At 47.1% G+C, this 20862-nt stretch carries 21 protein-coding genes; 10 read left to right on the forward strand and 11 right to left on the reverse strand.

The genetic code is table 11. From position 1 onward, the window contains the following. The first annotated feature begins 28 nt into the window (after window positions 1–28). The 5 genes from D104_RS26780 (at window position 29) to D104_RS26800 (ending at window position 5131) form a co-directional block, all read left to right on the forward strand. Window positions 29–931 (forward strand): LysR family transcriptional regulator, encoded by a 903-nt coding sequence (locus D104_RS26780; protein WP_024023728.1) that lies wholly within the window; start codon window positions 29–31, stop codon window positions 929–931. A 154-nt stretch (window positions 932–1085) separates the two neighbouring features. Further along, window positions 1086–2099, forward strand: coding sequence for a thiosulfate ABC transporter substrate-binding protein CysP (gene cysP / locus D104_RS26785; RefSeq protein WP_024023729.1), 1014 nt, complete (start codon window positions 1086–1088; stop codon window positions 2097–2099). 141 nt (window positions 2100–2240) lie between these two features. After that, window positions 2241–3101: a sulfate/thiosulfate ABC transporter permease CysT gene (gene cysT / locus D104_RS26790; RefSeq protein ID WP_024023730.1), complete on the forward strand. Its 861-nt coding sequence runs from the start codon at window positions 2241–2243 to the stop codon at window positions 3099–3101. A gap of 9 nt (window positions 3102–3110) precedes the next feature. Beyond that, window positions 3111–3998, forward strand: a complete 888-nt coding sequence (gene cysW, locus D104_RS26795; protein ID WP_024023731.1) for a sulfate ABC transporter permease subunit CysW — start codon at window positions 3111–3113, stop codon at window positions 3996–3998. Next, window positions 3995–5131 carry a sulfate/molybdate ABC transporter ATP-binding protein gene (locus D104_RS26800; RefSeq protein ID WP_024023732.1) on the forward strand — a complete coding sequence of 379 codons (1137 nt, stop codon included), beginning with the start codon at window positions 3995–3997 and terminating at the stop codon, window positions 5129–5131. The genes cysW and D104_RS26800 overlap by 4 nt, the downstream gene beginning before the upstream one ends. Before the next feature lie 41 nt (window positions 5132–5172). On the opposite strand, the gene D104_RS26805 is transcribed toward D104_RS26800, so the two are convergent. Further along, on the reverse strand, window positions 5173–6096 hold the full coding sequence (locus D104_RS26805) for a histone deacetylase family protein (protein WP_024023733.1): 924 nt from the start codon (window positions 6094–6096) through the stop codon (window positions 5173–5175). A 146-nt stretch (window positions 6097–6242) separates the two neighbouring features. Here D104_RS26805 and D104_RS26810 point away from each other — a divergent pair, with 146 nt between their 5' ends. Beyond that, on the forward strand, window positions 6243–8636 hold the full coding sequence (locus tag D104_RS26810) for a bifunctional acetate--CoA ligase family protein/GNAT family N-acetyltransferase (protein WP_024023734.1): 2394 nt from the start codon (window positions 6243–6245) through the stop codon (window positions 8634–8636). 96 nt (window positions 8637–8732) lie between these two features. On the opposite strand, the gene cdd is transcribed toward D104_RS26810, so the two are convergent. The 9 genes from cdd to radC form a co-directional block, all read right to left on the reverse strand. Continuing rightward, the gene (gene cdd, locus D104_RS26815) at window positions 8733–9143 is read right to left on the reverse strand and encodes a cytidine deaminase (RefSeq protein ID WP_024023735.1); all 411 of its coding nucleotides are present in this window, start codon (window positions 9141–9143) and stop codon (window positions 8733–8735) included. A 1-nt stretch (window position 9144) separates the two neighbouring features. Then, window positions 9145–10113: an ABC transporter permease gene (locus tag D104_RS26820; RefSeq protein WP_024023736.1), complete on the reverse strand. Its 969-nt coding sequence runs from the start codon at window positions 10111–10113 to the stop codon at window positions 9145–9147. 9 nt (window positions 10114–10122) lie between these two features. Further along, window positions 10123–11220, reverse strand: a complete 1098-nt coding sequence (locus tag D104_RS26825) for an ABC transporter permease (protein WP_024023737.1) — start codon at window positions 11218–11220, stop codon at window positions 10123–10125. After that, entirely contained in the window at window positions 11217–12767 is a 1551-nt protein-coding gene (locus D104_RS26830; RefSeq protein ID WP_024023738.1) for an ABC transporter ATP-binding protein, read from the reverse strand. Before D104_RS26830 ends, D104_RS26825 begins: the two co-directional genes overlap by 4 nt. A 204-nt stretch (window positions 12768–12971) precedes the next feature. Continuing rightward, complete coding sequence (locus D104_RS26835; RefSeq protein ID WP_024023739.1) at window positions 12972–13961, reverse strand: BMP family lipoprotein; 990 nt, start codon at window positions 13959–13961, stop codon at window positions 12972–12974. A gap of 235 nt (window positions 13962–14196) precedes the next feature. Next, window positions 14197–15015: a bifunctional DNA-formamidopyrimidine glycosylase/DNA-(apurinic or apyrimidinic site) lyase gene (mutM, locus tag D104_RS26840; RefSeq protein WP_024023740.1), complete on the reverse strand. Its 819-nt coding sequence runs from the start codon at window positions 15013–15015 to the stop codon at window positions 14197–14199. Window positions 15016–15133: 118 nt separating this feature from the next. After that, the gene (gene rpmG / locus D104_RS26845) at window positions 15134–15304 is read right to left on the reverse strand and encodes a 50S ribosomal protein L33 (protein ID WP_024023741.1); all 171 of its coding nucleotides are present in this window, start codon (window positions 15302–15304) and stop codon (window positions 15134–15136) included. 11 nt (window positions 15305–15315) lie between these two features. After that, complete coding sequence (gene rpmB / locus D104_RS26850; protein WP_024023742.1) at window positions 15316–15552, reverse strand: 50S ribosomal protein L28; 237 nt, start codon at window positions 15550–15552, stop codon at window positions 15316–15318. A gap of 201 nt (window positions 15553–15753) precedes the next feature. Continuing rightward, window positions 15754–16428 (reverse strand): RadC family protein, encoded by a 675-nt coding sequence (gene radC, locus D104_RS26855; RefSeq protein WP_024023743.1) that lies wholly within the window; start codon window positions 16426–16428, stop codon window positions 15754–15756. Between the two features lie 100 nt (window positions 16429–16528). Between radC and coaBC the strand changes: the two genes are divergently transcribed. From coaBC to slmA, 4 genes are all read left to right on the forward strand, one after another. After that, a complete protein-coding gene (gene coaBC, locus D104_RS26860; RefSeq protein WP_024023744.1) occupies window positions 16529–17752 on the forward strand; it encodes a bifunctional phosphopantothenoylcysteine decarboxylase/phosphopantothenate--cysteine ligase CoaBC in 1224 nt (407 codons plus the stop codon). A 51-nt stretch (window positions 17753–17803) separates the two neighbouring features. After that, the gene (gene dut / locus D104_RS26865) at window positions 17804–18262 is read left to right on the forward strand and encodes a dUTP diphosphatase (protein WP_031214729.1); all 459 of its coding nucleotides are present in this window, start codon (window positions 17804–17806) and stop codon (window positions 18260–18262) included. A 323-nt stretch (window positions 18263–18585) separates the two neighbouring features. Further along, complete coding sequence (gene argB, locus D104_RS26870) at window positions 18586–19494, forward strand: acetylglutamate kinase (protein ID WP_024023746.1); 909 nt, start codon at window positions 18586–18588, stop codon at window positions 19492–19494. A gap of 60 nt (window positions 19495–19554) precedes the next feature. After that, window positions 19555–20148, forward strand: coding sequence for a nucleoid occlusion factor SlmA (slmA, locus tag D104_RS26875; RefSeq protein WP_024023747.1), 594 nt, complete (start codon window positions 19555–19557; stop codon window positions 20146–20148). Window positions 20149–20183: 35 nt separating this feature from the next. Here the strand turns inward: slmA and pyrE are convergent, their stop codons facing one another. Continuing rightward, window positions 20184–20831, reverse strand: a complete 648-nt coding sequence (gene pyrE, locus D104_RS26880) for an orotate phosphoribosyltransferase (RefSeq protein WP_024023748.1) — start codon at window positions 20829–20831, stop codon at window positions 20184–20186. Window positions 20832–20862 lie beyond the last annotated feature (31 nt).

Raw genomic sequence — 20862 nt, forward strand, 5'->3', positions numbered from 1 at the left:
TAAACGAACAAAAAAAGAGGAGGGGATTATGGATAAATTCGACGCCATGCAACGTTTTGTTTTGGTCGCTCAGTCTGGCAGTTTTACCAAGGCCGCCGACGCACTGGGTTTGCCAAAATCGAGTATTTCCAGCGCGGTACAAGGGCTCGAAAAGTCTCTCGGTACTCGGCTTTTTCATCGCAGCACACGCAGCATCACCTTAACGCAAGACGGCGAAACCTACTTGCCACAATGCCAAGCGCTACTGGCAGAATTAGACGCGGTCGGAAGCCAGTTTCAACGCAACCCAAATGATGTTCGTGGCGTACTCAGAATCGACATGCCCAGCCGCTTTGCAAGCACCGTGGTGATGCCTCATCTTGCCGATTTTATCGAGCACTACCCGAATATCCGCTTGAAAATCAGCAGCGCAGATTATCGTGTGGATCCGATAAAAGAAGGTATCGATTGCGTAATTCGAGTGGGTGAACTGGACGACAGTAGCTTAATCGCCCGACCGTTAACGCAATACCGAAGCCTCAACTGCGTATCGCCACACTATGCAGAGCAACATGGCGTTCCTCGCACCCTTGGCGACTTAGCGAATCATAAACTGATCGAATATTCCCACACACTGGGCAATCTCGATGCGCAATTTGAATACATGGAAGGGGAAAAGGTAAAACAAGAACCCATGCCGAGCAGCTTGGCCGTGAATGGCACCGACGCGTATTTGAACGCCTGTTTATTTGGACTTGGCATTGCTCAAATCCCCGCCATTGGCGTGGAAAGTTTGATCAAAGAAGGCTCTCTTATTGCAATTTTGCCTCAATACGAAGCCGAACCCATGCCCGTTTCTTTGCTTTACCCATCACGCCGACAGCCACCAAAACGCTTGGTTGTGTTCATGGATTGGCTGCAACTCATCGTGGCAGAAACACAGAAAAAATAAACGTCTTTTAGCCAAGTGATTGAAACCTATCTGTTTTGAAAAACAGCCTTATCTATATTCCAAAAAAGTTTAATATCGGTCATTGTAATAACTAAATCATTTAATTAATCTGTGCACCCTTTAAGAATGATTGTTAAAAATACCCGAGGATATTATGAAATCTACACCACGTTTTTTAAAAGCCGTTGTTGGCTCTTTATTGTTGAGCGGAGCCGTTCAAGCGTCGGCTGCTGATCAAACTATCCTGAACACCTCTTACGACATCGCTCGTGAATTGTTCGCCACTTACAACCCAACATTCGAAAAACACTGGTTAGAAACCACCGGTAAAACCATCGAAATCAAACAGTCTCATGCTGGCTCTTCAAAACAAGCCAATGCCATCATGAATGGTTTGCAAGCAGACGTGGTGACTTTTAACCAAGTCACCGATGTTCAAGTTTTGCATGACAAAGCGAAAATGATTTCAGCGGATTGGAAAAACGAATTTCCGAATGCAAGTTCGCCTTATTATTCAACAACGGCGTTTCTTGTTCGTAAAGGCAACCCGAAAAACATCCAAAACTGGGGCGATTTAGCCCGTGATGGTGTGGCCTTAGTTTTCCCGAACCCTAAAACCTCGGGCAACGGTCGCTATACTTATTTAGCGGCACAAGGTTATGCGCAAAAAACCTTTGGTAAAGACAATCAAACTAAGATCGATGACTTTCTAGGCACTTTCCTGAAAAACGTCTCTGTATTTGATACAGGTGGCCGTGGTGCAACAACAACGTTCGTTGAACGTGGCATTGGTGATGTGTTGATTACCTTTGAATCGGAAGTAAACAACATCCGTAATCAATACGGTGCCGACAAATACGAAGTGGTTGTACCAAAAACGTCTATCTTGGCCGAGTTCCCAGTTGCCGTTGTCGCTAAGAACGCGAAGAAACACGGTACAGAAGCCGTGTCTCATGAATATTTGAATTACTTGTACAGCGAAGATTCACAGCGTCTTCTTGCGGGTTTTAACTACCGCATCCATAACGATGTTGTTAAAGCCGAATTTGCGGATAAATTCCCTGAAGTCACGCTATTAACCGTAGAAGAGATTGCGGGTGGCTGGCCAAAAGCGACTAAAGAAATCTTTAAAAATGGTGGTAAACTAGACCAACTTCAGCGCCGCTAAGATCAGAATAGAGAACAACTGGCCGGATACGCTTGCGTGTCCGGCTTTTCTGTCTCTGAGCAATCCGTTTATTGCTGGATGTCGACGATAATGGCACACGCGCTTTGACACACTTTTCTTGAGACCATAATAGGCAAATACATGGCAACACATTTAAGCGCAGCCGATACCCGGCCTCGCCATAAACGAGTACTGCCCGGACTGAGCTTAAGCTTGGGAACCTCCCTGCTTTTTATCAGCTTGATTCTCCTTTTACCCATGACAGGACTGGTGATGCAGTCCGTTGATATGGGCTGGGATCGATACTGGCAAGTCATCAGCGACGAACGTGTTGTCGCCAGTTATAAAGTCACCCTATGGGCGGCGCTCTTGGCGTCTATTTTTAACGGTTTCTTTGGTCTGTTGCTCGCGTGGGTTTTGGTGCGTTATGACTTCCCCGGACGCCGTATTTTAGATGCATTAGTGGATTTGCCTTTTGCTTTACCGACTGCGGTTGCCGGTATCACCTTGGCCACCTTGTATGCTCAAAATGGTTGGTACGGACAAATACTCGAAAGTATCGGCATTAAGGTCGCTTACACACCGTGGGGCATTGTGCTCGCCATGGCGTTTACCAGTATTCCATTTGTGGTCCGAACCGTTCAGCCTGTTTTGGAAGAACTGTCGCCTGAAGAAGAGGAAGCGGGCATGACGCTAGGCGCGTCCGATTGGTCGGTGTTTCGTCGTGTGATTTTTCCTGCTTTATGGCCAGCCTTAATGACAGGCATTGCGCTGTCATTCACCCGCAGCTTGGGGGAATTTGGCGCGGTCATCTTTATCGCGGGCAACATGCCATACGTCAGTGAGATCACTTCTTTGATGATTTTTGTTAGCTTACAAGAATTCGACTTCCCTGCGGCGAGCGCCATTGCGTCCGTTGTGTTGATGGCGTCGTTGATTCTTTTATTCGCGATCAATATCTGGCAAGCGCGTTACTTACGCCGCCTTCACGGACGCAGCTAGGAATATATTATGTCTTCTCACCAAGCTCCCGGACAACGCCACCAGCTCAGAGTCGGTGACAGCCCTTGGGTAAAAGGCCTGTTAATTGGCTTTACCTTATTTTTGACCGTGATACTGCTGGTTGTGCCGCTTATCGCTATTTTCCAGCAAGCCTTTGTGGAAGGTGCCGCGCATTATTTCAATAGCCTGTTGGAAGCTGATACGTTGCACGCCATTGGTTTAACCCTTGTAGTCGCGGCGCTCACAGTGCCGATCAATCTGGTGTTCGGCGTTATGTTGGCGTGGTCAGTGACCCGCTTTGAATTCCCCGGTCGTAAGATTTTGATGACCTTGATGGACATCCCTTTTGCCGTTTCCCCCGTCGTGGCCGGTTTGCTGTACCTCTTGCTGTACGGCAACAACGGTTGGATCGGCTCTTGGCTGTATGACCAAGACATTCAATTGATGTTTGCTTGGCCGGGAATCGTCATGGTCACCGTGTTTGTCACTTGTCCATTTGTGGCGCGGGAATTGATTCCTCTAATGCAACAACAAGGTCGCGAAGACGAAGAAGCCGCGGTCATTCTTGGCGCTTCTGGCTGGCAATTATTCCGCCGCGTCACCTTGCCGAATATCAAATGGGCGCTAATTTATGGCGTCATCCTCACTAACGCGCGGGCCGTCGGAGAGTTCGGCGCAGTGTCTGTGGTGTCCGGTAATATTCGAGGCGAGACCAATACTTTGCCGTTGCACGTTCAGTTGCAATACGAGGATTACCAAGCCGCTGCCGCCTTCGCCAGCGCCTCGTTATTGGCGATGATCGCCCTACTCACATTGCTACTGAAAGCCTTTATCGAATGGCGTCAGGAACGCAGTTTAAACATTGAAGCAGAAAAAGAAAGACAGGTGACACAATGAGCATTTTGATTGAAAACATTTCCAAAACCTTTGGGCATTTTCAAGCCTTGTCACCTTTGTCTTTGGATATCAATGAAGGCGAAATGATCGGCTTGCTTGGACCATCAGGTTCAGGAAAAACCACACTGTTGCGCATTATTGCGGGATTAGAAGGGGCAGACACGGGCCGTATTCAATTTGGCGACCGAGACGTGACCAACTTGCATGTGCGTGATCGTCGTGTCGGTTTTGTGTTCCAAAACTACGCGCTGTTTCGTCATATGACAGTAGCGGATAACGTGGCATTTGGGCTAGAAGTCTTACCTCGTAAAGAGCGACCAAGTGCAACAGAAATCAAAAAACGTGTGATGCATTTACTCGACATGGTTCAGCTGTCTCACCTTGCTAACCGTTTTCCATCACAACTTTCTGGTGGTCAAAAACAACGTATCGCTTTGGCCCGCGCTTTGGCAACACAACCGGAAGTCTTGTTGCTCGACGAACCGTTTGGTGCTCTGGACGCAAAAGTACGCAAAGAACTTCGTCGCTGGTTACGTGGATTACATGACGAATTAGGCTTCACCAGCGTGTTTGTGACTCACGACCAAGAAGAAGCCTTGGAACTGTCGGATCGTGTTGTCGTCATGAGCAATGGGAACATAGAACAAATCGACCAACCAGGTGCGCTTTACGCGTCGCCAAACAGCCGATTTGTATTCGACTTCCTTGGCAATGCCAATGTTTTTGAAGGCAACGTTGAAAACGGAAAATGGCATAATCAGCAAGCAAACATTGTTTTGCCAGCCGGTTTAGAAGAAAAAGGGGCTGGGGAAAAAGACGGACAGCTTTACATTCGATCTCACGAATTCTTCGTTTCGAAAGAACCAACCGCACAGGCAAACTTGCCATTGCGCGTCATCGCCATTAACCCAATTGGTGCCGAAGTTCGTCTAGAACTCACACCGATTGATTGGCAAAGTAACGACGTCTGGGAAATCGACCTGCCTCACAAAGCGTTCGACAAGAACTGCTTCGAGAAAGGCCAAACCTTGTACGTTACCCCAAAAGCCGGTTACTTCTTTGCCCACGATGCAACGCAACCTGTGCTATTGAATTGGGAAACAGAGAAGGCCGTCGCGGCGACAACAGCGTAATTCAACCATGATTAAGAGCGACGCTCCTTGTGTCGCTCTTTCTAAAGCTTCATCAAACTCTTGATATGGCAAAACGCAGCGCGACCGAGTGCATCGACGTTATAGCCGCCTTCCAACACCGAGACGACTTTCCCGTCACAATGGCGATCCGCCACGTCCATAAGAAGATCGGTGATCCAAGTAAAATCGGATTCACTTAATCTTAATTGCCCCATTGGGTCTTCTTTGTGCGCATCGAAGCCCGCAGAGATCAGAATTAATTGAGGCTTGAACGCATCAAGTGCCGGCAATAATTGCTCTGTAATAATGGCTTTAAACGCCTCACTACCAGAACCCGCTTCTAGCGGCATGTGTAAAATATTATCGTGCGATGCCCCCGGATCGCTGTACGGATAAAACGGATGCTGATAGCTAGACGCGTATAACACAGCCGGATCCGTCTTGAATATGTCTTCCGTTCCGTTCCCATGATGCACATCGAAATCAACAATCGCGACGCGCTCTAAACCGTGGTGAAGCACCGCGTGACGTGCGCCCACCGCAATGTTGTTGAACAGACAAAAACCCATGGCTTTATCGTATTCTGCATGATGTCCCGGTGGACGAATCGCGCAAAATGCGTTGTCCATTTCACCCGCCATCACTAAATCCACTGCTTGCACCACCGAACCCGCCGCATATAAGGCGGCATCAAGCGTGTGCGGCATCATAATGGTTTCTGGCTCCAACTCGACGTGACCCTCTTCCGGTGCGCGAGCATAAATGGAATTCACATAGGCTTCATCGTGCGTTCTTACTAACTGTTCTCGCGTGGCGGGTTCGGCGTCGATGCGACGTAAGTAATCCATTAACTGCCCAGTGATCAGGCGATTTTGAATCGCACCTAGACGCAAAGGAGACTCTGGGTGATCGTCTCCCATGTTATGGCGATCGCAGTAAATGTGTGTGATATAAGCGGTTGTCATTTTTTATCCAGATGTTTTTTTATTTTTAGCTATTCATAATCAAGCCATGAATGACAAAGACAGTCCACCCTACCATAGTCTACAATTCGTACATAAGAAGACTGTGCTACTGTCATAGTATGTTTTTGAGCAGCAGGAGAAACCACGTGAGCCAACACGCATTGCAACCGTTACTCGCCCCAACCTCCATGGTCATTTTGACGGGCGACGAGCCTAAAGACCCCTTAATGCTGGCGTTATTGCAATCACTGATTCACGCACACACGACCAACTCGGCCAAAAAATGCCCTATCAGTTTAGTCGGTATCGAACCCGCAACGCCTTCCTCTTTTCCACTTTTTCCAGCACTGAATGCATTAACACACAGCTCAGACCTCGCGGTGCTGGTTGGCACGTATTCGAACACGTCGATGGAAGACATTATTGCCGGCTGTGGCGCAGCAGGCATTGGCTCGCTGCTCATGCTGTCTTGGACGGGCGAACCTCAAGACACACTGCTCGATGTATTACGCCAACACAACGTTCGTTTGCTCGGCCCAAACAGCTTTGGTGTTTGTCGACCAAAGCAAGGCGTTTTTGCTTGGCTGGGTTTGACTCAACCCCTACCGGGAAGATTGGCGCTGATGTCGCAATCTGGCACAGTGGCCAGCGCTTTAGTCGACTGGGCTACGTGGCAAGGCATCGGTTTTTCGCAAGTAGTGTCGATGGGAACCCCTGTCGATGTCATGCCGTCGCAAGTCTTGGATTATTTGTCCACCGATTACGACAGCCAAGCCATCTTGATGTATTTACAAAAAATTGGCCGGCCCACTCGCTTCCTCAGCAGTTTGCGTGCCACAGGCCGAAGCAAGCCGGTTGCCGTTGTCACCGAGCATTCCATTGGTGCTGACGAACGCGTGCTCGATGCCGCACTCAGTCGAACCGGCGCGGTTCGTGGGCGACGCTTAAACGATTTGATTGCCGCTGCGTCGGTCATGACCAACGCTCGTCGAGTAAAAGACGGATCCTTGTTAATCATCGGGAACGGCGCAGGACCGGGCGAACTCGCGGCGCAACGGGCGATGGAACTCGACATCGATTTGCTCAACCCAGAAGGCGACCTGCGCAGCAAACTTGAATCCACCATGGCAGGTCGTGGTGGCATTGGCCCAGTGACGACTGTTTGGGCGAGTTGTGCGACGGATTTGTTTATTGATCTCGCGGCGGACGCACTAAGCAGCTCGGAATGCGGTGCGGTATTGCTAACGTTAAGTCCAACCGCGTTGATCGACATCGATTCACTGTACGATTTAATCACCCAGTTACATCGCACGCAGAAGAAGCTGGTGATGGTGTGTTTACTCGGTGGCGGCAACATGACGAACATGCGTACGCGCATTAATGAAGCCGGTATTCCTACATTTCGAACCCCTGAAACCGCCATTGAAGGCTTTCAGTTTTTAGTACAATTTCAACGCAATCAATTGCTCGCCAAACAAGCGCCAGACAGTCATGCATTTCGCTTTAAAATCGATGTCTCTGAAGCAACAAAGACACTCAATGCGCTGTTCAAAAGCGGTCAAAAAACACCTCACGCCGAGGAGCTTCGTGATATTTTTGAGCTGTTTCATATTCGCATTATTTCTCGCCGTCAGGCGGCGCATCAGTTGTCCGCACCGATTCATTTACGTGTTTTTCAAGACGCGGTCTTTGGCCCTGCAATTGGTTTATCACTCGAAGGTGCTCAGCAGCACAAACAAGCGGAAGCCGTCGCCTTGCCGCCACTGAATACCATTTTGGCGAAAGACTTAATTCAGCGCGCCTTCCCTGGCGAAGAATCGTTCGAACTGGAAAGCTTGTTACGGAATTTATCGACCTTAGTGTGTGAGTTGCCCGAAATCGAAAACCTTGAGTTGGCCGATGTGAGGTTGCATGAAAGTGGCAGCGTTTATGCTGATGTCAGCGCCAACCTTCGACTCTGTAATAACTGGCGTCGTTATGAACATCTCGCCATTCACCCTTATCCAAGACAGTGGGTGTCTGAACGGATTTTAAAAAACAAAGAAGTCGCGACGATAAGACCTGTATTGCCTAGAGACTCTGGGATTTTGGCGGACTTTGTCCGCAGTATGTCTCACGAAACACGCTATTTCCGTTTCATTTCTAATATTGAAGAACTCACGCCGCGCATGCTCAGCAGCATGTCGCACATTGATTACGATCGAGAAATGGCGCTGTTGGCGGTGCTGCATCGAGACGGACAAGATGTGTTAATTGGTACCGCACGTTATATCGATAATTTCGATGATCAAAGCTGTGAATTTGCCGTGGTGTTAGGAGATAAATTCCAAGGCTTAGGCTTGGCGTCTTATCTCATGCGACAGCTGTTTCACGTTGCCGCCGACAAAGGCATCAAGGTCATGAAAGGCATTGTTCTAGCAGAAAACAAACGCATGCTCGATTTTTGTCGCCATCTTGGGTTCAGCATCAAGCGCGACGAAGACGACTTCGGACAAATGATAGCCACCATCAAGCTGACACCGGCAAGGCTTGAAAAGTAACGACGTTATTTAGACGGATCAACCCAAACAAAAAAGCCACGCGAAGCGTGGCTTTTAATGAGGCATCAAACCATCCTAGGTTTGGTGTTCTCTTTGTTACTGTTCAAGATTTTCAGGCCCAAATGAAAAAGGCAAAAGTTCATTCATGGTGAGTGACTTTCTCACACCTTCCGATCCACAAATATGAATCATGGTGTCGGCGGACGAAAATTCACGAATTTTCTGACGACAACCACCACAAGGTGTGACCAAGGCATCACCGTGGCCAATCACATAAATGTCTTTAATGTCAGTGTCACCGTTTAGCACCATAGACGCGATCGCACCCGCTTCGGCACAGGTGCCTTCTGGGTACGCTGCATTTTCTACGTTACATCCGGAATAGAACTTACCATTCGACGTTAAAATAGCCGCACCAACATGAAACTTAGAGTAAGGCACGTAGGCCTTACTCATGGCGTCTTTGGCGAGCTCAAACAGATGCTCTGCATGCTTTTTATCTGGCATATTAAGCTCGCTCTTTTACGTAAGGTCGTCCGACGGCTTTTGGCCCAATGGCTTTGCCAATGAAGCCCGCCAACAATAAGACGGTTAACACGTAAGGCAAGACTTCGATGGCTTGCACTGGCACTTCACCGATACCAGGAATAACCACACCCTGCATACGAACTGCAACGGCGTCCAAGAAACCAAACAACAAACACGCCAGTAAGACAGGAACCGGACGCCACTTACCGAAGATCAATGCCGCCAACGCCATGTAACCTTTACCCGCGCTCATGTCCTTTAAAAAACCAGCATTATGCGCTGTCGATAAATACGCACCCGCGATGCCGCATAAAATGCCACAAATAATCAATGCACGATAACGAATAAAGGCAACCGAAATACCCGCTGTATCAACCGCATGTGGGTTTTCACCCACCGCACGAAGACGCAAACCAAAGCGTGTTTTATAGATTACCCAATAGGTCATTGGCACCATGGCAAACGCCAAGTACACCAAAATATTATGCCCGCTGAGTAGCTCAGAATAAATCAGACCGAGAACAGGCACATCCGCTAACGCATCCGCAAACGGCAGTGTGATCGACAAGAATCGGGCATCGCCAGACAGTGTCGGTGTTTGTCCGCCCATACCAAACCAATACATGGATAAGGTAACGGTCAATCCCGCCACGATCGTATTAATTGCCACACCAGAAACGATGTGATCGCCGCGGTGAGTAATACAAGCAAAACCATGAATCATCGCCAACGCAACGGACGCGGTAATACCAAAGCACAAACCGATCCAAGCAGAATCAAAAACAGACGCCGCCGCCGCAGCCGCAAACGCACTGCCTAAAATTTTACCTTCTAAGCCGATATCAACAATTCCTGCGCGCTCGGAATACAAACCCGCTAACGCGGCAAAAATTAACGGTGTAGACACGCGCATTGTCGCGTCTAACATAAGTATCAATGTTTCAAACATAGTCTTCCCCTACGCTACCGATCTGCGAATAAAAAAGCCTTCGATACGATCTTTAAACATGTGTTCAAGCGCACCAGAGAATAAAATGACCAAACCTTGAATCACGACAACAATTTCAGGTGTGATCGTCGGGATTTCAAACGCCAATTCGGCACCACCTTGATACAAGGCACCAAACAGAATCGCCGCCATAATGATGCCAACAGGATGGTTTCGGCCCATTAAGGACACCGCAATACCCGCAAAGCCATAACCCGCCGTGAAGTTAAGCAACAAGCTATGGTTAACACCCATGATTTCATTCAGGCCAACAAAACCCGCTAAACCACCTGAAATGAGCATCGCCCAAATGGTGACTTTTGACGTATCAATACCCGCGTATTTTGCCGCCGTTGGATTGGTACCTAACGTACGCAACTGATAACCCCAACGAGTGTGCCAAAGCAATGCCCAAACAAGCACACAGCAGATCAACGCAATCACAAAAGCAAAGTTCAGCGGAGAATCGCCAATATCAATCCCCAGTGGCGACAAGAATTCGTGTAGGTATGGCAACCATGCGTTCTCTTCAAAAGTACGGCTATTTGGCGCCATACGACCGTCTTCTTTAAGCCAATTTACAATCAAATAAACCATCAAAGACGATGCAATAAAGTTGAACATAATTGTGGTAATAACGATGTGACTACCGCGTCGTGCTTGCAAATACGCAGGAACGTAAGCCCAAGCCGCGCCGAACACACCCGCGCCAATAATAGCCAAAGGCGCAATCACATAAAATGGCATGGTTTTGTCCAATGCCAAACACACCAAACCAACACCTAAGCCACCAATATACGCTTGACCTTCGCCACCGATATTGAATAAACCACCTTTAAACGCGACTGATACGGCTAAACCCGTGAAGATCAGGTTTGTTGCATAATACAGCGTGTAACCCACCCCTTCGTCGTAGCCAAAGGCGCCGTAAATCAAATAACTTGCGGCTTCGATTGGGTTTTCGCCGATGGCCAAAATCACCAAACCAGACACCAAAAAAGCAAGCATGATATTAAGGAAAGGAATAAGGGCAATGTTTACCCATGCTGGAACTTTCGCCTGACTCATGCCGACACCTCTTCATCGTTGTAAGCATTCGCCATCATTAAACCAAGAGTTCGTTCGTCGGCGTCTTTTGCATCAAGCTCGCCCACAACCGCACCGTCAAACATCACTAAGATGCGATCACTCAGTGCCATAATTTCATCCAATTCAACCGAGACCAGCAAAATGGCTTTGCCGGAATCTCGTAATTTAACAATCTGTTCGTGTATGTTTTCGATCGCCCCAATATCCACACCGCGTGTCGGCTGTCCGATCAAGAGTATGTCTGGGTTTTGCTCGACTTCTCGGGCAATGACGATTTTTTGCTGATTACCACCGGAAAAATTGGCGGTTTTCAAATGCGGATTCGGTGGACGAACATCCCAAGCGGCCATGCGCTCGTTGCATTCATCGATCATCACCTTGCGGTGCATGAGAATTTTTCCGTTGTAAACAGGGGAATTATGATATCCGAGCACAGCGGCTTCGTACGCCTCAAAACCCGTTACTAAGCCCATTTTATGGCGGTCTTCTGGAACGTGCGCCATTTTGAGCTCACGCATTTCTGCGGCGTCTTTTGGCGCTTTCGCTGTGATGACCTGACCCGCGATGTGAATTTCACCTTCACTCATGGGTTCAATGCCTGCCAGCACGTTCAATAATTCACTTTGACCATTACCAGAAACGCCCGCAATGCCCAGAATTTCACCTGCGCGAAGCTCTAAACTGACGTTTTTCAGGCGCTTTACACCTTGGCTATCAAATTGAGAAAGGTTTCTTGCAGAAAGGAACGTACCACTTGGTTTCGCGTCGTCTTTGTCGACGGTTAAACGCACTTTTTTGCCAACCATTAATTCGGCCAACTCTTCTTTATCAGTGTGCGCGGTTTCACGATGCGCCACCATTTGACCTTGGCGCATGACCGATATGTTATCGGTAGAAGCCATAATTTCACGCAGTTTATGCGTGATTAACAAGACGGTCACGCCCTGCTCTTTCAAGGCTTTCAAAATACGGAAAAGATGATCCGCTTCTTGTGGCGTTAATACACCCGTTGGTTCGTCTAAGATAAGAATTCGTGCGCCACGATAAAGGGCTTTTAAAATTTCAACACGTTGCTGCAGACCCACCGGAAGCTCTTCGACGATGGCATCAACATCAATATCCAAACTGTATTCTTGTGCTAGACGCTGCAATTCCACACGCGCTGTATCGATGCCGCCTTTTAATATCGCACCACCTTCTGCGCCCAAAATAACATTTTCAAGCACTGTGAAATTTTCGACCAGCATGAAGTGCTGATGCACCATACCAATGCCGGCATTGATGGCATCTTGAGAACTGCGTATATCGACACGTTTTCCATCCACTTCTATAAAGCCAGTATCTGCTTCATAAAAGCCATAAATGATACTCATCAAGGTGGATTTACCCGCGCCGTTTTCACCAATAATACCGTGAATCGTACCTGCAGGAACTTGTAGGCAAATGTCTTTGTTGGCCTGAACGGCACCAAAGCGTTTGCTTATGTCGCGTAATTCAATTGCGTATGGTGTTGTTTTATTAGTCATATCTAAAAGTATTTCATCTGCTTAAAATGGAACACACTTACTCTACCTCATGGGTAAAATAGTTAGCATGTTTTTTGTTACTACGTCTTTTGCATAGTAATCAATGTCTGCAATCCAAATTCATCGCAGTATCATTTTGTAAAAAATAGTAGAGCAAAAAAAACAGCTGCCCGCTAATAACGGACAACTGTTTTTCGATGTAACTTAGTAGTTACAAGTATTGTCTGACATGTAGTCATGGACTTTAATATCACCGCTGATAATCTTAGCGCGAATGTCTTTGATCTTCGCTTTCATATCCGCCGTGATTAGGCCTGCATTGTTGTCGTCAAGCGCCCAATCAACACCACCTTGAGCCAAACCTAGAACGACTAAGCCTGATTTCCAAGTACCTGCAGCTGCATCTTTGTAAGTGTTGTAAGCCGCTTGGTCTACACGCTTAACCATAGACGTTAGCATTGTGCCCGGCTGAATGTGGTTTTGGTTTGAATCCACACCAATCGCCAATTTGCCTTCGTCTTTCGCCGCTTGGTATACACCCATACCCGTGCCGCCCGCTGCAGCAAACACAACGTCTGCGCCTTTAGAGAACTGACTCTTAGCAAGCTCAGAACCTTTCGTTGGGTCATTGAACGCGGCACCAGTAGAACCCGTCATGTTCTGAAGAACCGTTGCGCTTGAAGAAGCGTATTTCACGCCTTGCTCATAACCACAACCGAATTTACGGATAAGAGGAATGTCCATACCGCCGATAAAACCAACGGTGTCTGTTTTAGACGCCATAGCGGCCAAAGCACCCACAAGGAAGGATCCTTCGTGTTCTTTAAACACAACAGACTGAACGTTTGGAAGATCAATCACGCCATCAATAAGAGTGAAATTGATTTTAGGGAAATCTTTCGCTACTTTCTCAACCGCAGACGTCATGTTGAAACCAACAGTCACTATTGGAGAGTAACCACGCTTAGCAAGACGACGTAAACCTTGCTCTACTTGAGCTTCGTTTTTCGGTTCAAATTCGCGAACCTGAACGCCGCTGTCCGTGGTGTATTTTTTAACGCCGTTATAAACGCCTTCGTTAAAAGATTTGTCGAATTTACCTGCTTGGTCATAAACAACCGCAGGATCTGCTGCTTGAGCCATGCTTGATGAGATGGCCAACGCCGTGACGGACGCAAGAAAGACACCTTTCATTCCAATTCCTCTTCTTATGTATGTAATTGAATCTAGGCAATTTAAACTCTGCCTAACTGGTCAAAAATAAACCGAATAACGAAATACCGCAATGTAATCTGCACATTTAAAGCAATATTTTTACGCATATGGCTAAAAATTAATCGTAATAACCCCATTTGGGAATACAGACACAATCAACAATATCGATAGCAATTCTTGTGCCGCCATTCTCATGTAGAAAACAAGCAAATGCTCAAGATTGACATTTTGTACAAAAAACCGTGCTGCGCTGTGCTTGACGAATTTCCTTTAACGCCTCACCGCAAACGATACAAGGCTTATCCGCCCGACCGTAAACTGCCAGCTCTTGCTTAAAGTAACCGGGCTTTCCGTCGCCACCAACAAAGTCTTTCAGTGTTGTTCCGCCCTGTTTGATTGCAGCAGCAAGCACCACTTTAATGCAATCAACCAAACGAGCTAAACGCACTTTGCTTATTTTTCCAGCCAATCGATCTGGACGAATACCCGCTTTAAATAAAGCTTCGTTGGCGTAAATATTGCCCACGCCCACTACGACCTTACTGTCCATAATAAAAGTTTTGATCGGTACTTTTCGTCCTTTAGCTCGCGCATAGAGCATGTCGGCGTTAAAAAGATCCGATAACGGTTCTGGGCCTAAATGCCGAATGAGCTCATGCTCACGCCAATCTTCTGTTGTCCATAAAATAGCGCCAAAACGACGCGGGTCTGTGTATCTCAGCCACACATTGTCATCCGTGAAACAGAAGTCCACATGATCATGGAACAGTGGCGGAGTGTCTGCTGGCACAAAATACAAACTACCAGACATGCCTAAATGAACAATTAAAGTCCCTTTGGCCGTATGAATACCGATGTACTTACCTCGTCGAGAGAGGCGTGTAATTTCTTGCCCTACTATGTCAGTCGTTAGCTCAGGCGTAATCATCCAGCGCAGTTTAGGCTGGCGAATATCGACGTTAGCAATCGAGCGCCCAACAAGGTGAGACTCGATCCCACGTAGTGTGGTTTCTACTTCCGGCAATTCTGGCATACGTGACCTCGACGGTAATAAAGTAAATAAAACAATACTGACCAAACGAACAACTAGCTCTCACTAGATACAAAAAAACCGACTCAAGGAGTCGGTTCTTTCTGGCAAAAATCAAAATTTATTTGATTTTCGCTTCTTTGTACATAACGTGTTTACGTACAACTGGATCAAACTTACGCATTTCAAGTTTGTCCGGAGTATTTCGCTTGTTCTTGTCAGTTGTGTAAAAGTGACCAGTACCAGCAGAAGATACCATGCGAATTAAATCGCGAGCGCCTTTAGAAGCCATGATTCAGATCCTTATACTTTTTCGCCGTTAGCACGCATTTCAACAAGAACTGTTTCAATGCCTTTTTTATCAATAATACGCATACCTTTAGAAGATACACGCAAACGGATGTAACGGTTTTCACCTTCGACCCAAAAACGGTGCCAATGAAGGTTAGGAAGAAAACGACGTTTAGTACGACGTTTTGAGTGAGAAACGTTATTACCTGTAATAGGACGTTTCCCAGTAACTTGACATACGCGAGACATAATTAAATACCTTTTGCTATCCAGAAAATTATTGGAAGTGTATTTCACTTCCTCAGGCGGAGCATGATTCCTTATGAATCAAAAAAATCCCAAACCGAGGATATAGCGGCGCGCATTTTCCCATAAGCCTACTCATTGAGCAAACCTTTTGTTAAAAAATGATCAACTGGCTATCTCAGCACCCCAAAAGACGCACATTTCCTACACCAATCCTCTCTCAGCCAAGGAAACAGGCGAGCCATCGCCGACGACAAAATGATCTAGCAACCTGACATCGACAAGCTCTAGGGCCTTTTTGATACGGGACGTAATCGTGATATCCGCCTGACTGGGTTCTGCCACGCCGCTTGGGTGATTATGAGCAAGAATCACCGCCGCCGCGTTGTATTGCAGCGCCGCTTTAACCACTTCTCGCGGGTAAACCGCAGCGGCGTCTATGGTGCCCATAAAGAGCTCTTGATAGCGGATTAATCTGTGTTGGGTATCCAAGAAAAGTACCGCGAACACTTCGCGCGGAGAATGACGCAATTGGGAGGAAAGGTAGGTTCGAACATGTTCCGCGCTGGTAAACACGGTTTCACGCATTAATTGTTCCTGCAGATGGCGCTTAGACATTTCAAGTACGGCTTGTAATTGCGTGTATTTGGCATCGCCCAACCCAAAGCCTTTGCAAAACTCTTCGCGGCTCGCCGACATTAAAGAGCGCAATCCACCAAACTGAGTCAGGACACGCCTAGCCAGTTCAACCGCGCTAACACCTTGCGTTCCCGTTCGAAGGAAAATAGCCAACAATTCAGCATCGCTCAATGCACTAGCACCTTGGTGAATCAGTTTTTCACGCGGCCGTTCCTGTTCTGGCCAATGCTTAATACTCATGATCTACTCCTTGATCCATGTTAATCTTGCACTCATTAAAGTGAAAGGCGCCCCGCCTTTCACTAACCTTATCTATCACAGAACGGATTGAGAAGTTTTTATGTCAAATCTCGCTCAAAAACGCATTCTATTAGGCATTACTGGCGGCATTGCTGCTTATAAAAGTATTGAGTTAATTCGTTTGTTAACCAAAGCAGGCGCCGAGGTTCAAGTCGTTTTGACCGAAGGCGCAAAAGCCTTTGTGACCGAGATGACACTGCAAGCAATTTCAGGAAAAACCGTTCGCAGCACTTTATTAGACCCAAATGCCGAAGCCGGCATGGGGCACATTGAACTGGCCAAATGGGCAGATTTAATCGTCATTGCGCCCGCCTCTGCTGATTTTATGGCGCGTTACACTCAAGGCATGGCAAACGATTTATTGAGCACGTTATGCATCGCCACCGAATCACCCGTCTTGCTTGCGCCCGCAATGAACCAAGCCATGTGGCGTCATCCTGCGACTCAAGACAATGCCAAGCGACTCGCTGAACGCGGCGTTTTGAGCATTGGACCTGCCGATGGCGCCCAAGCCTGCGGTGACATTGGGCCTGGCCGCATGAGCGAACCGAGCGATATTTTCCATGCCATTTTTGCGCATTTTCAAAACTCGCCAATCAAACAAGATTTGGCTGGTCAACATTGGGTGATAACTGCTGGCCCAACCATGGAAGCGATTGATCCTGTGCGCTACATCAGTAATCACAGCTCGGGGAAAATGGGCTACGCGCTCGCAGCCTCTGCTGTTGAGCGCGGTGCGAGCGTCACGTTAATAAGTGGCCCCGTTCAGATTACGCCGCCGTCAGGCGTAATGCTCGTCGCGGTTAAAAGCGCTGATGAGATGTTAGCCGCTTGCCAGCAAAGCATGAGCACTCAAGCGGATGTGTTCATTGGTGCCGCTGCGGTTGCCGACTTCAAAATGAAAACGACCACAAACCAAAAAATGAAGAAACAATCGGACAAGGATGAAGTCACACTGACCTTAGTTAAAAATCCAGACATCATCGCCACGCTTGCCCAACAAAAACGCGCAAAAGTCATGGTTGGCTTTGCCGCAGAAACACAAAACGTGATCGAATACGCGAAGAGCAAACTTGAACGCAAAGGTTTGGACATTATTATCGCCAATGACGTGTCACGATCTGATATTGGTTTTAATCAAGACGAAAACCAAGTCACGGTCATTACCAAAGAAAAGCACTGGGAACCTGAAAAAGCCGCTAAGAGTCAGCTAGCAAAACAACTTGTGAACTTCATTCATGAGCATTCTCAGTCTGCTGACTGAATGCTTCTGACGCAAAACACACATCAAGAAAAGACAAAAGAAGAGACCAAAATGAAACACGCTATTCAATTAAAAATCCTCAGTGACAAAATCGGCAAAGAAATTCCTCTGCCAACATACGCAACAGAAGGTTCCGCTGGTTTAGACCTTCGCGCTTGCCTTGACGCCGCGATCGATCTTGCGCCCGGTGAAACCACACTACTGCCTACCGGACTGTCTATTTACATCCAAGATCCGGGTTTGGCGGCAACCATTCTGCCACGTTCAGGATTGGGTCATAAACACGGTATCGTATTAGGCAACTTGGTGGGTCTAATCGACTCAGATTATCAAGGCGAATTGATGGTGTCGTGCTGGAACCGAGGCAACACAACCTTCACGATTGAGCCTGGCGAACGTGTTGCGCAACTTGTGTTGATTCCGGTTATTCAGGCGGAGTTCAATATTGTGACTGAGTTTGAAAGCACCGAACGTGGCGCAGGCGGCTTCGGCCACACTGGCACTAAATAAGCAATATAGTCATAAAAAAGGTGAGAATATCTCACCTTTTTTAGCTTCGTTACCTGATTCATTCACCCATCTTTACTGGACGCTATGAAATTAACTTTCATAACTCCAAACTTCGTCCGTTTCATACAGATTTCTATAGTTAATCCACCAATATCACGCTATTATTTCAACCCTAAGTGGTTGCTTACACTCGTTGCCAGCCTTGACTGTCATCGTTCTGACACAGCAACTAGGTAATCTATTCGTCGATCCAAGTTCAGGACGACCAAGATAATCTGATTTTAATAACGCGATCCTTTTTTGTTTACAGGAGTACGTAATCCGTGGCTTTTTCTCGTGAATCTGCTTTAGATGTTGCTAAGGTTTTAAGCGAATCGCTTCCTTACATTCAACGCTTTGCTGGTAAGACCCTCGTCATTAAATACGGCGGTAACGCCATGACAGACGAAACACTACAAGCTGGTTTTGCACGAGATATCGTCTTAATGAAAGCCATCGGCATTAATCCGATTGTTGTTCACGGTGGCGGCCCACAAATTGGTGACATGCTCACCAAGCTAAACATCGAATCGAAATTCATTAATGGTATGCGTGTTACTGACACAGCGACCATGGATGTGGTTGAGATGGTGCTTGGCGGCCAAGTAAATAAAGAAATCGTAAACTTGATCTGTGAAGCGGGTGGTAAAGCCATTGGCATCACAGGCAAAGACAGTCGTTTTATTAAGGCTAAGAAACTGTTTGTGAAACATCAAGCGGAAGGCATGTTGGCACCAGAGCAAGTCGATATTGGCCACGTTGGTGAAGTCTCCAGCATTGATACCAGCTTTTTGAAGTTCTTTGAAAACAGCGACATGATCCCTGTTATCGCGCCTATTGGCGTGGACGATCAAGGCAATTCATACAACATCAATGCCGATCTTGTAGCGGGCAAAGTCGCCGAAGCGGTTGGCGCTGAAAAGCTTATGCTGCTAACCAACATTTCTGGCGTACAAGACAAACAAGGCAATGTATTAACAGGGTTAAGCACGGCGCAAGTCGATGCCTTAATTGCAGACGGTACGATTTATGGCGGCATGCTTCCAAAGATCAGCTGTGCGCTCTCTGCGGTGAATGCAGGTGTGACAAGCGCCCATATTATTGATGGCCGCGTTCCGCATGCCACCTTGCTAGAAATTTTTACCGACACCGGTGTCGGCACATTAATATCGAATACAAAAGCAGGCGAATAACGCCTTCTACGTGATTGATACAATGAACAAACAATACTGGTTAGAAACTGGACTCGACAAATGAGCAACAAAAAAAACGATCGTCGCACACAAATATTGCAAGCACTCGCTCAAATGCTAGAGAGTAGCCCAGGCGCGCGCATTACGACGGCGGCACTGGCTAAGCAAGTTGGTGTATCGGAAGCGGCTTTATATCGCCATTTCCCTAGTAAAGCGAAGATGTTTGAAGGCTTGATCGAGTTCATTGAAGAAACGTTGTTCACTCGTATTAATCGCATCGTGCAAGAAGAAAGCAATGTGGTTTCTAGAATAGAGATGATCATCACACTGGTACTTGGATTTGCGGAACAAAACCCTGGCATGTGCCGATTGCTTACAGCAGATGCACTCGCGGGCGAAACAGAACGTTTGCGCGTTCGTATTGCTCAGGTATTCGATCGAATAGAAACACAGCTAAAACAAGTCATTCGTGAAGCGGATTTGAAACAAGGTTTACGACCCGCGATGGGCGTAGCGCCTTGTGCGAATTTTCTCATTGCCATTATTGAAGGGAAAATACGCCATTACGTGCGCAGCGAGTTTAAAGTGAAACCAATGGATATTTGGCAAGAACAATGGACAGTATTGGCACAAACTTTGATGCTAAATCGCTAAGGCTTGAGGAAAACCCCAAACCTTAGAACTCAGCATTAAATGCCGTATTGGTCGCGATACGCTTTCACGGCACCAAGATGTTCTGCAAACTCAGGAGAATCCTGTTCTGCTAAATACGTCATGATGTCATGTAAAGACACGATGCTAATGACCGGCATACCGAAGTCACGTTCGACTTCTTGAATGGCAGACAACTCACCTTGGCCTCGTTCTTGACGATCTAAGGCGATAAGAACGCCAGCAGGAAGCGCATCGACTTCTTTGATAATCGCCATTACTTCTCGAATGGCGGTCCCTGCGGTAATCACGTCATCAATAATCATGACGTTACCCGCTAAGGGAGCACCAACAAGAGAACCGCCTTCACCGTGAGTTTTTGCTTCTTTACGGTTGAAAACGTATGGTGTATCTACATTGTGGTGATCATACAAAGCAACGGCCGTCGTCGTTGCTAATGGAATGCCTTTGTAGGCTGGGCCAAACAGAACATCAAATGGAACATTAGATTCCATTAATGAGGCTGCGTAGAAGCGTCCTAACTTAGCTAATGCTTGTCCTGAATTAAAAAGGCCCGCATTAAAAAAGTAAGGGCTTACTCGGCCAGATTTAAGCGTAAATTCGCCAAAGCGCAACACGTTTTGTTCAATGGCGAATTCAATAAAGTCTCTTTGGTAAGGTTTCATGCCAACTCCAGAAAGATAAAAATAGTACACA

Origin of the sequence: Marinomonas profundimaris, assembly GCF_000508165.1 — a bacterium.
GTDB classification, from domain to species: Bacteria; Pseudomonadota; Gammaproteobacteria; order Pseudomonadales; family Marinomonadaceae; genus Marinomonas; species Marinomonas profundimaris.

Coding starts and splice junctions, on each gene's coding strand:
- D104_RS26780 (WP_024023728.1), top strand. CDS start 29: ATGGATAAATTCGACGCCATGCAACGTTTTGTTTTGGTCGCTCAGTCT.
- cysP (WP_024023729.1), top strand. CDS start 1,086: ATGAAATCTACACCACGTTTTTTAAAAGCCGTTGTTGGCTCTTTATTG.
- cysT (WP_024023730.1), top strand. CDS start 2,241: ATGGCAACACATTTAAGCGCAGCCGATACCCGGCCTCGCCATAAACGA.
- cysW (WP_024023731.1), top strand. CDS start 3,111: ATGTCTTCTCACCAAGCTCCCGGACAACGCCACCAGCTCAGAGTCGGT.
- D104_RS26800 (WP_024023732.1), top strand. CDS start 3,995: ATGAGCATTTTGATTGAAAACATTTCCAAAACCTTTGGGCATTTTCAA.
- D104_RS26805 (WP_024023733.1), bottom strand. CDS start 6,096: ATGACAACCGCTTATATCACACACATTTACTGCGATCGCCATAACATG.
- cdd (WP_024023735.1), bottom strand. CDS start 9,143: ATGCCAGATAAAAAGCATGCAGAGCATCTGTTTGAGCTCGCCAAAGAC.
- D104_RS26820 (WP_024023736.1), bottom strand. CDS start 10,113: ATGTTTGAAACATTGATACTTATGTTAGACGCGACAATGCGCGTGTCT.
- D104_RS26825 (WP_024023737.1), bottom strand. CDS start 11,220: ATGAGTCAGGCGAAAGTTCCAGCATGGGTAAACATTGCCCTTATTCCT.
- D104_RS26830 (WP_024023738.1), bottom strand. CDS start 12,767: ATGACTAATAAAACAACACCATACGCAATTGAATTACGCGACATAAGC.
- D104_RS26835 (WP_024023739.1), bottom strand. CDS start 13,961: ATGAAAGGTGTCTTTCTTGCGTCCGTCACGGCGTTGGCCATCTCATCA.
- mutM (WP_024023740.1), bottom strand. CDS start 15,015: ATGCCAGAATTGCCGGAAGTAGAAACCACACTACGTGGGATCGAGTCT.
- rpmG (WP_024023741.1), bottom strand. CDS start 15,304: ATGGCTTCTAAAGGCGCTCGCGATTTAATTCGCATGGTATCTTCTGCT.
- rpmB (WP_024023742.1), bottom strand. CDS start 15,552: ATGTCTCGCGTATGTCAAGTTACTGGGAAACGTCCTATTACAGGTAAT.
- radC (WP_024023743.1), bottom strand. CDS start 16,428: ATGAGTATTAAGCATTGGCCAGAACAGGAACGGCCGCGTGAAAAACTG.
- coaBC (WP_024023744.1), top strand. CDS start 16,529: ATGTCAAATCTCGCTCAAAAACGCATTCTATTAGGCATTACTGGCGGC.
- dut (WP_031214729.1), top strand. CDS start 17,804: ATGAAACACGCTATTCAATTAAAAATCCTCAGTGACAAAATCGGCAAA.
- slmA (WP_024023747.1), top strand. CDS start 19,555: ATGAGCAACAAAAAAAACGATCGTCGCACACAAATATTGCAAGCACTC.
- pyrE (WP_024023748.1), bottom strand. CDS start 20,831: ATGAAACCTTACCAAAGAGACTTTATTGAATTCGCCATTGAACAAAAC.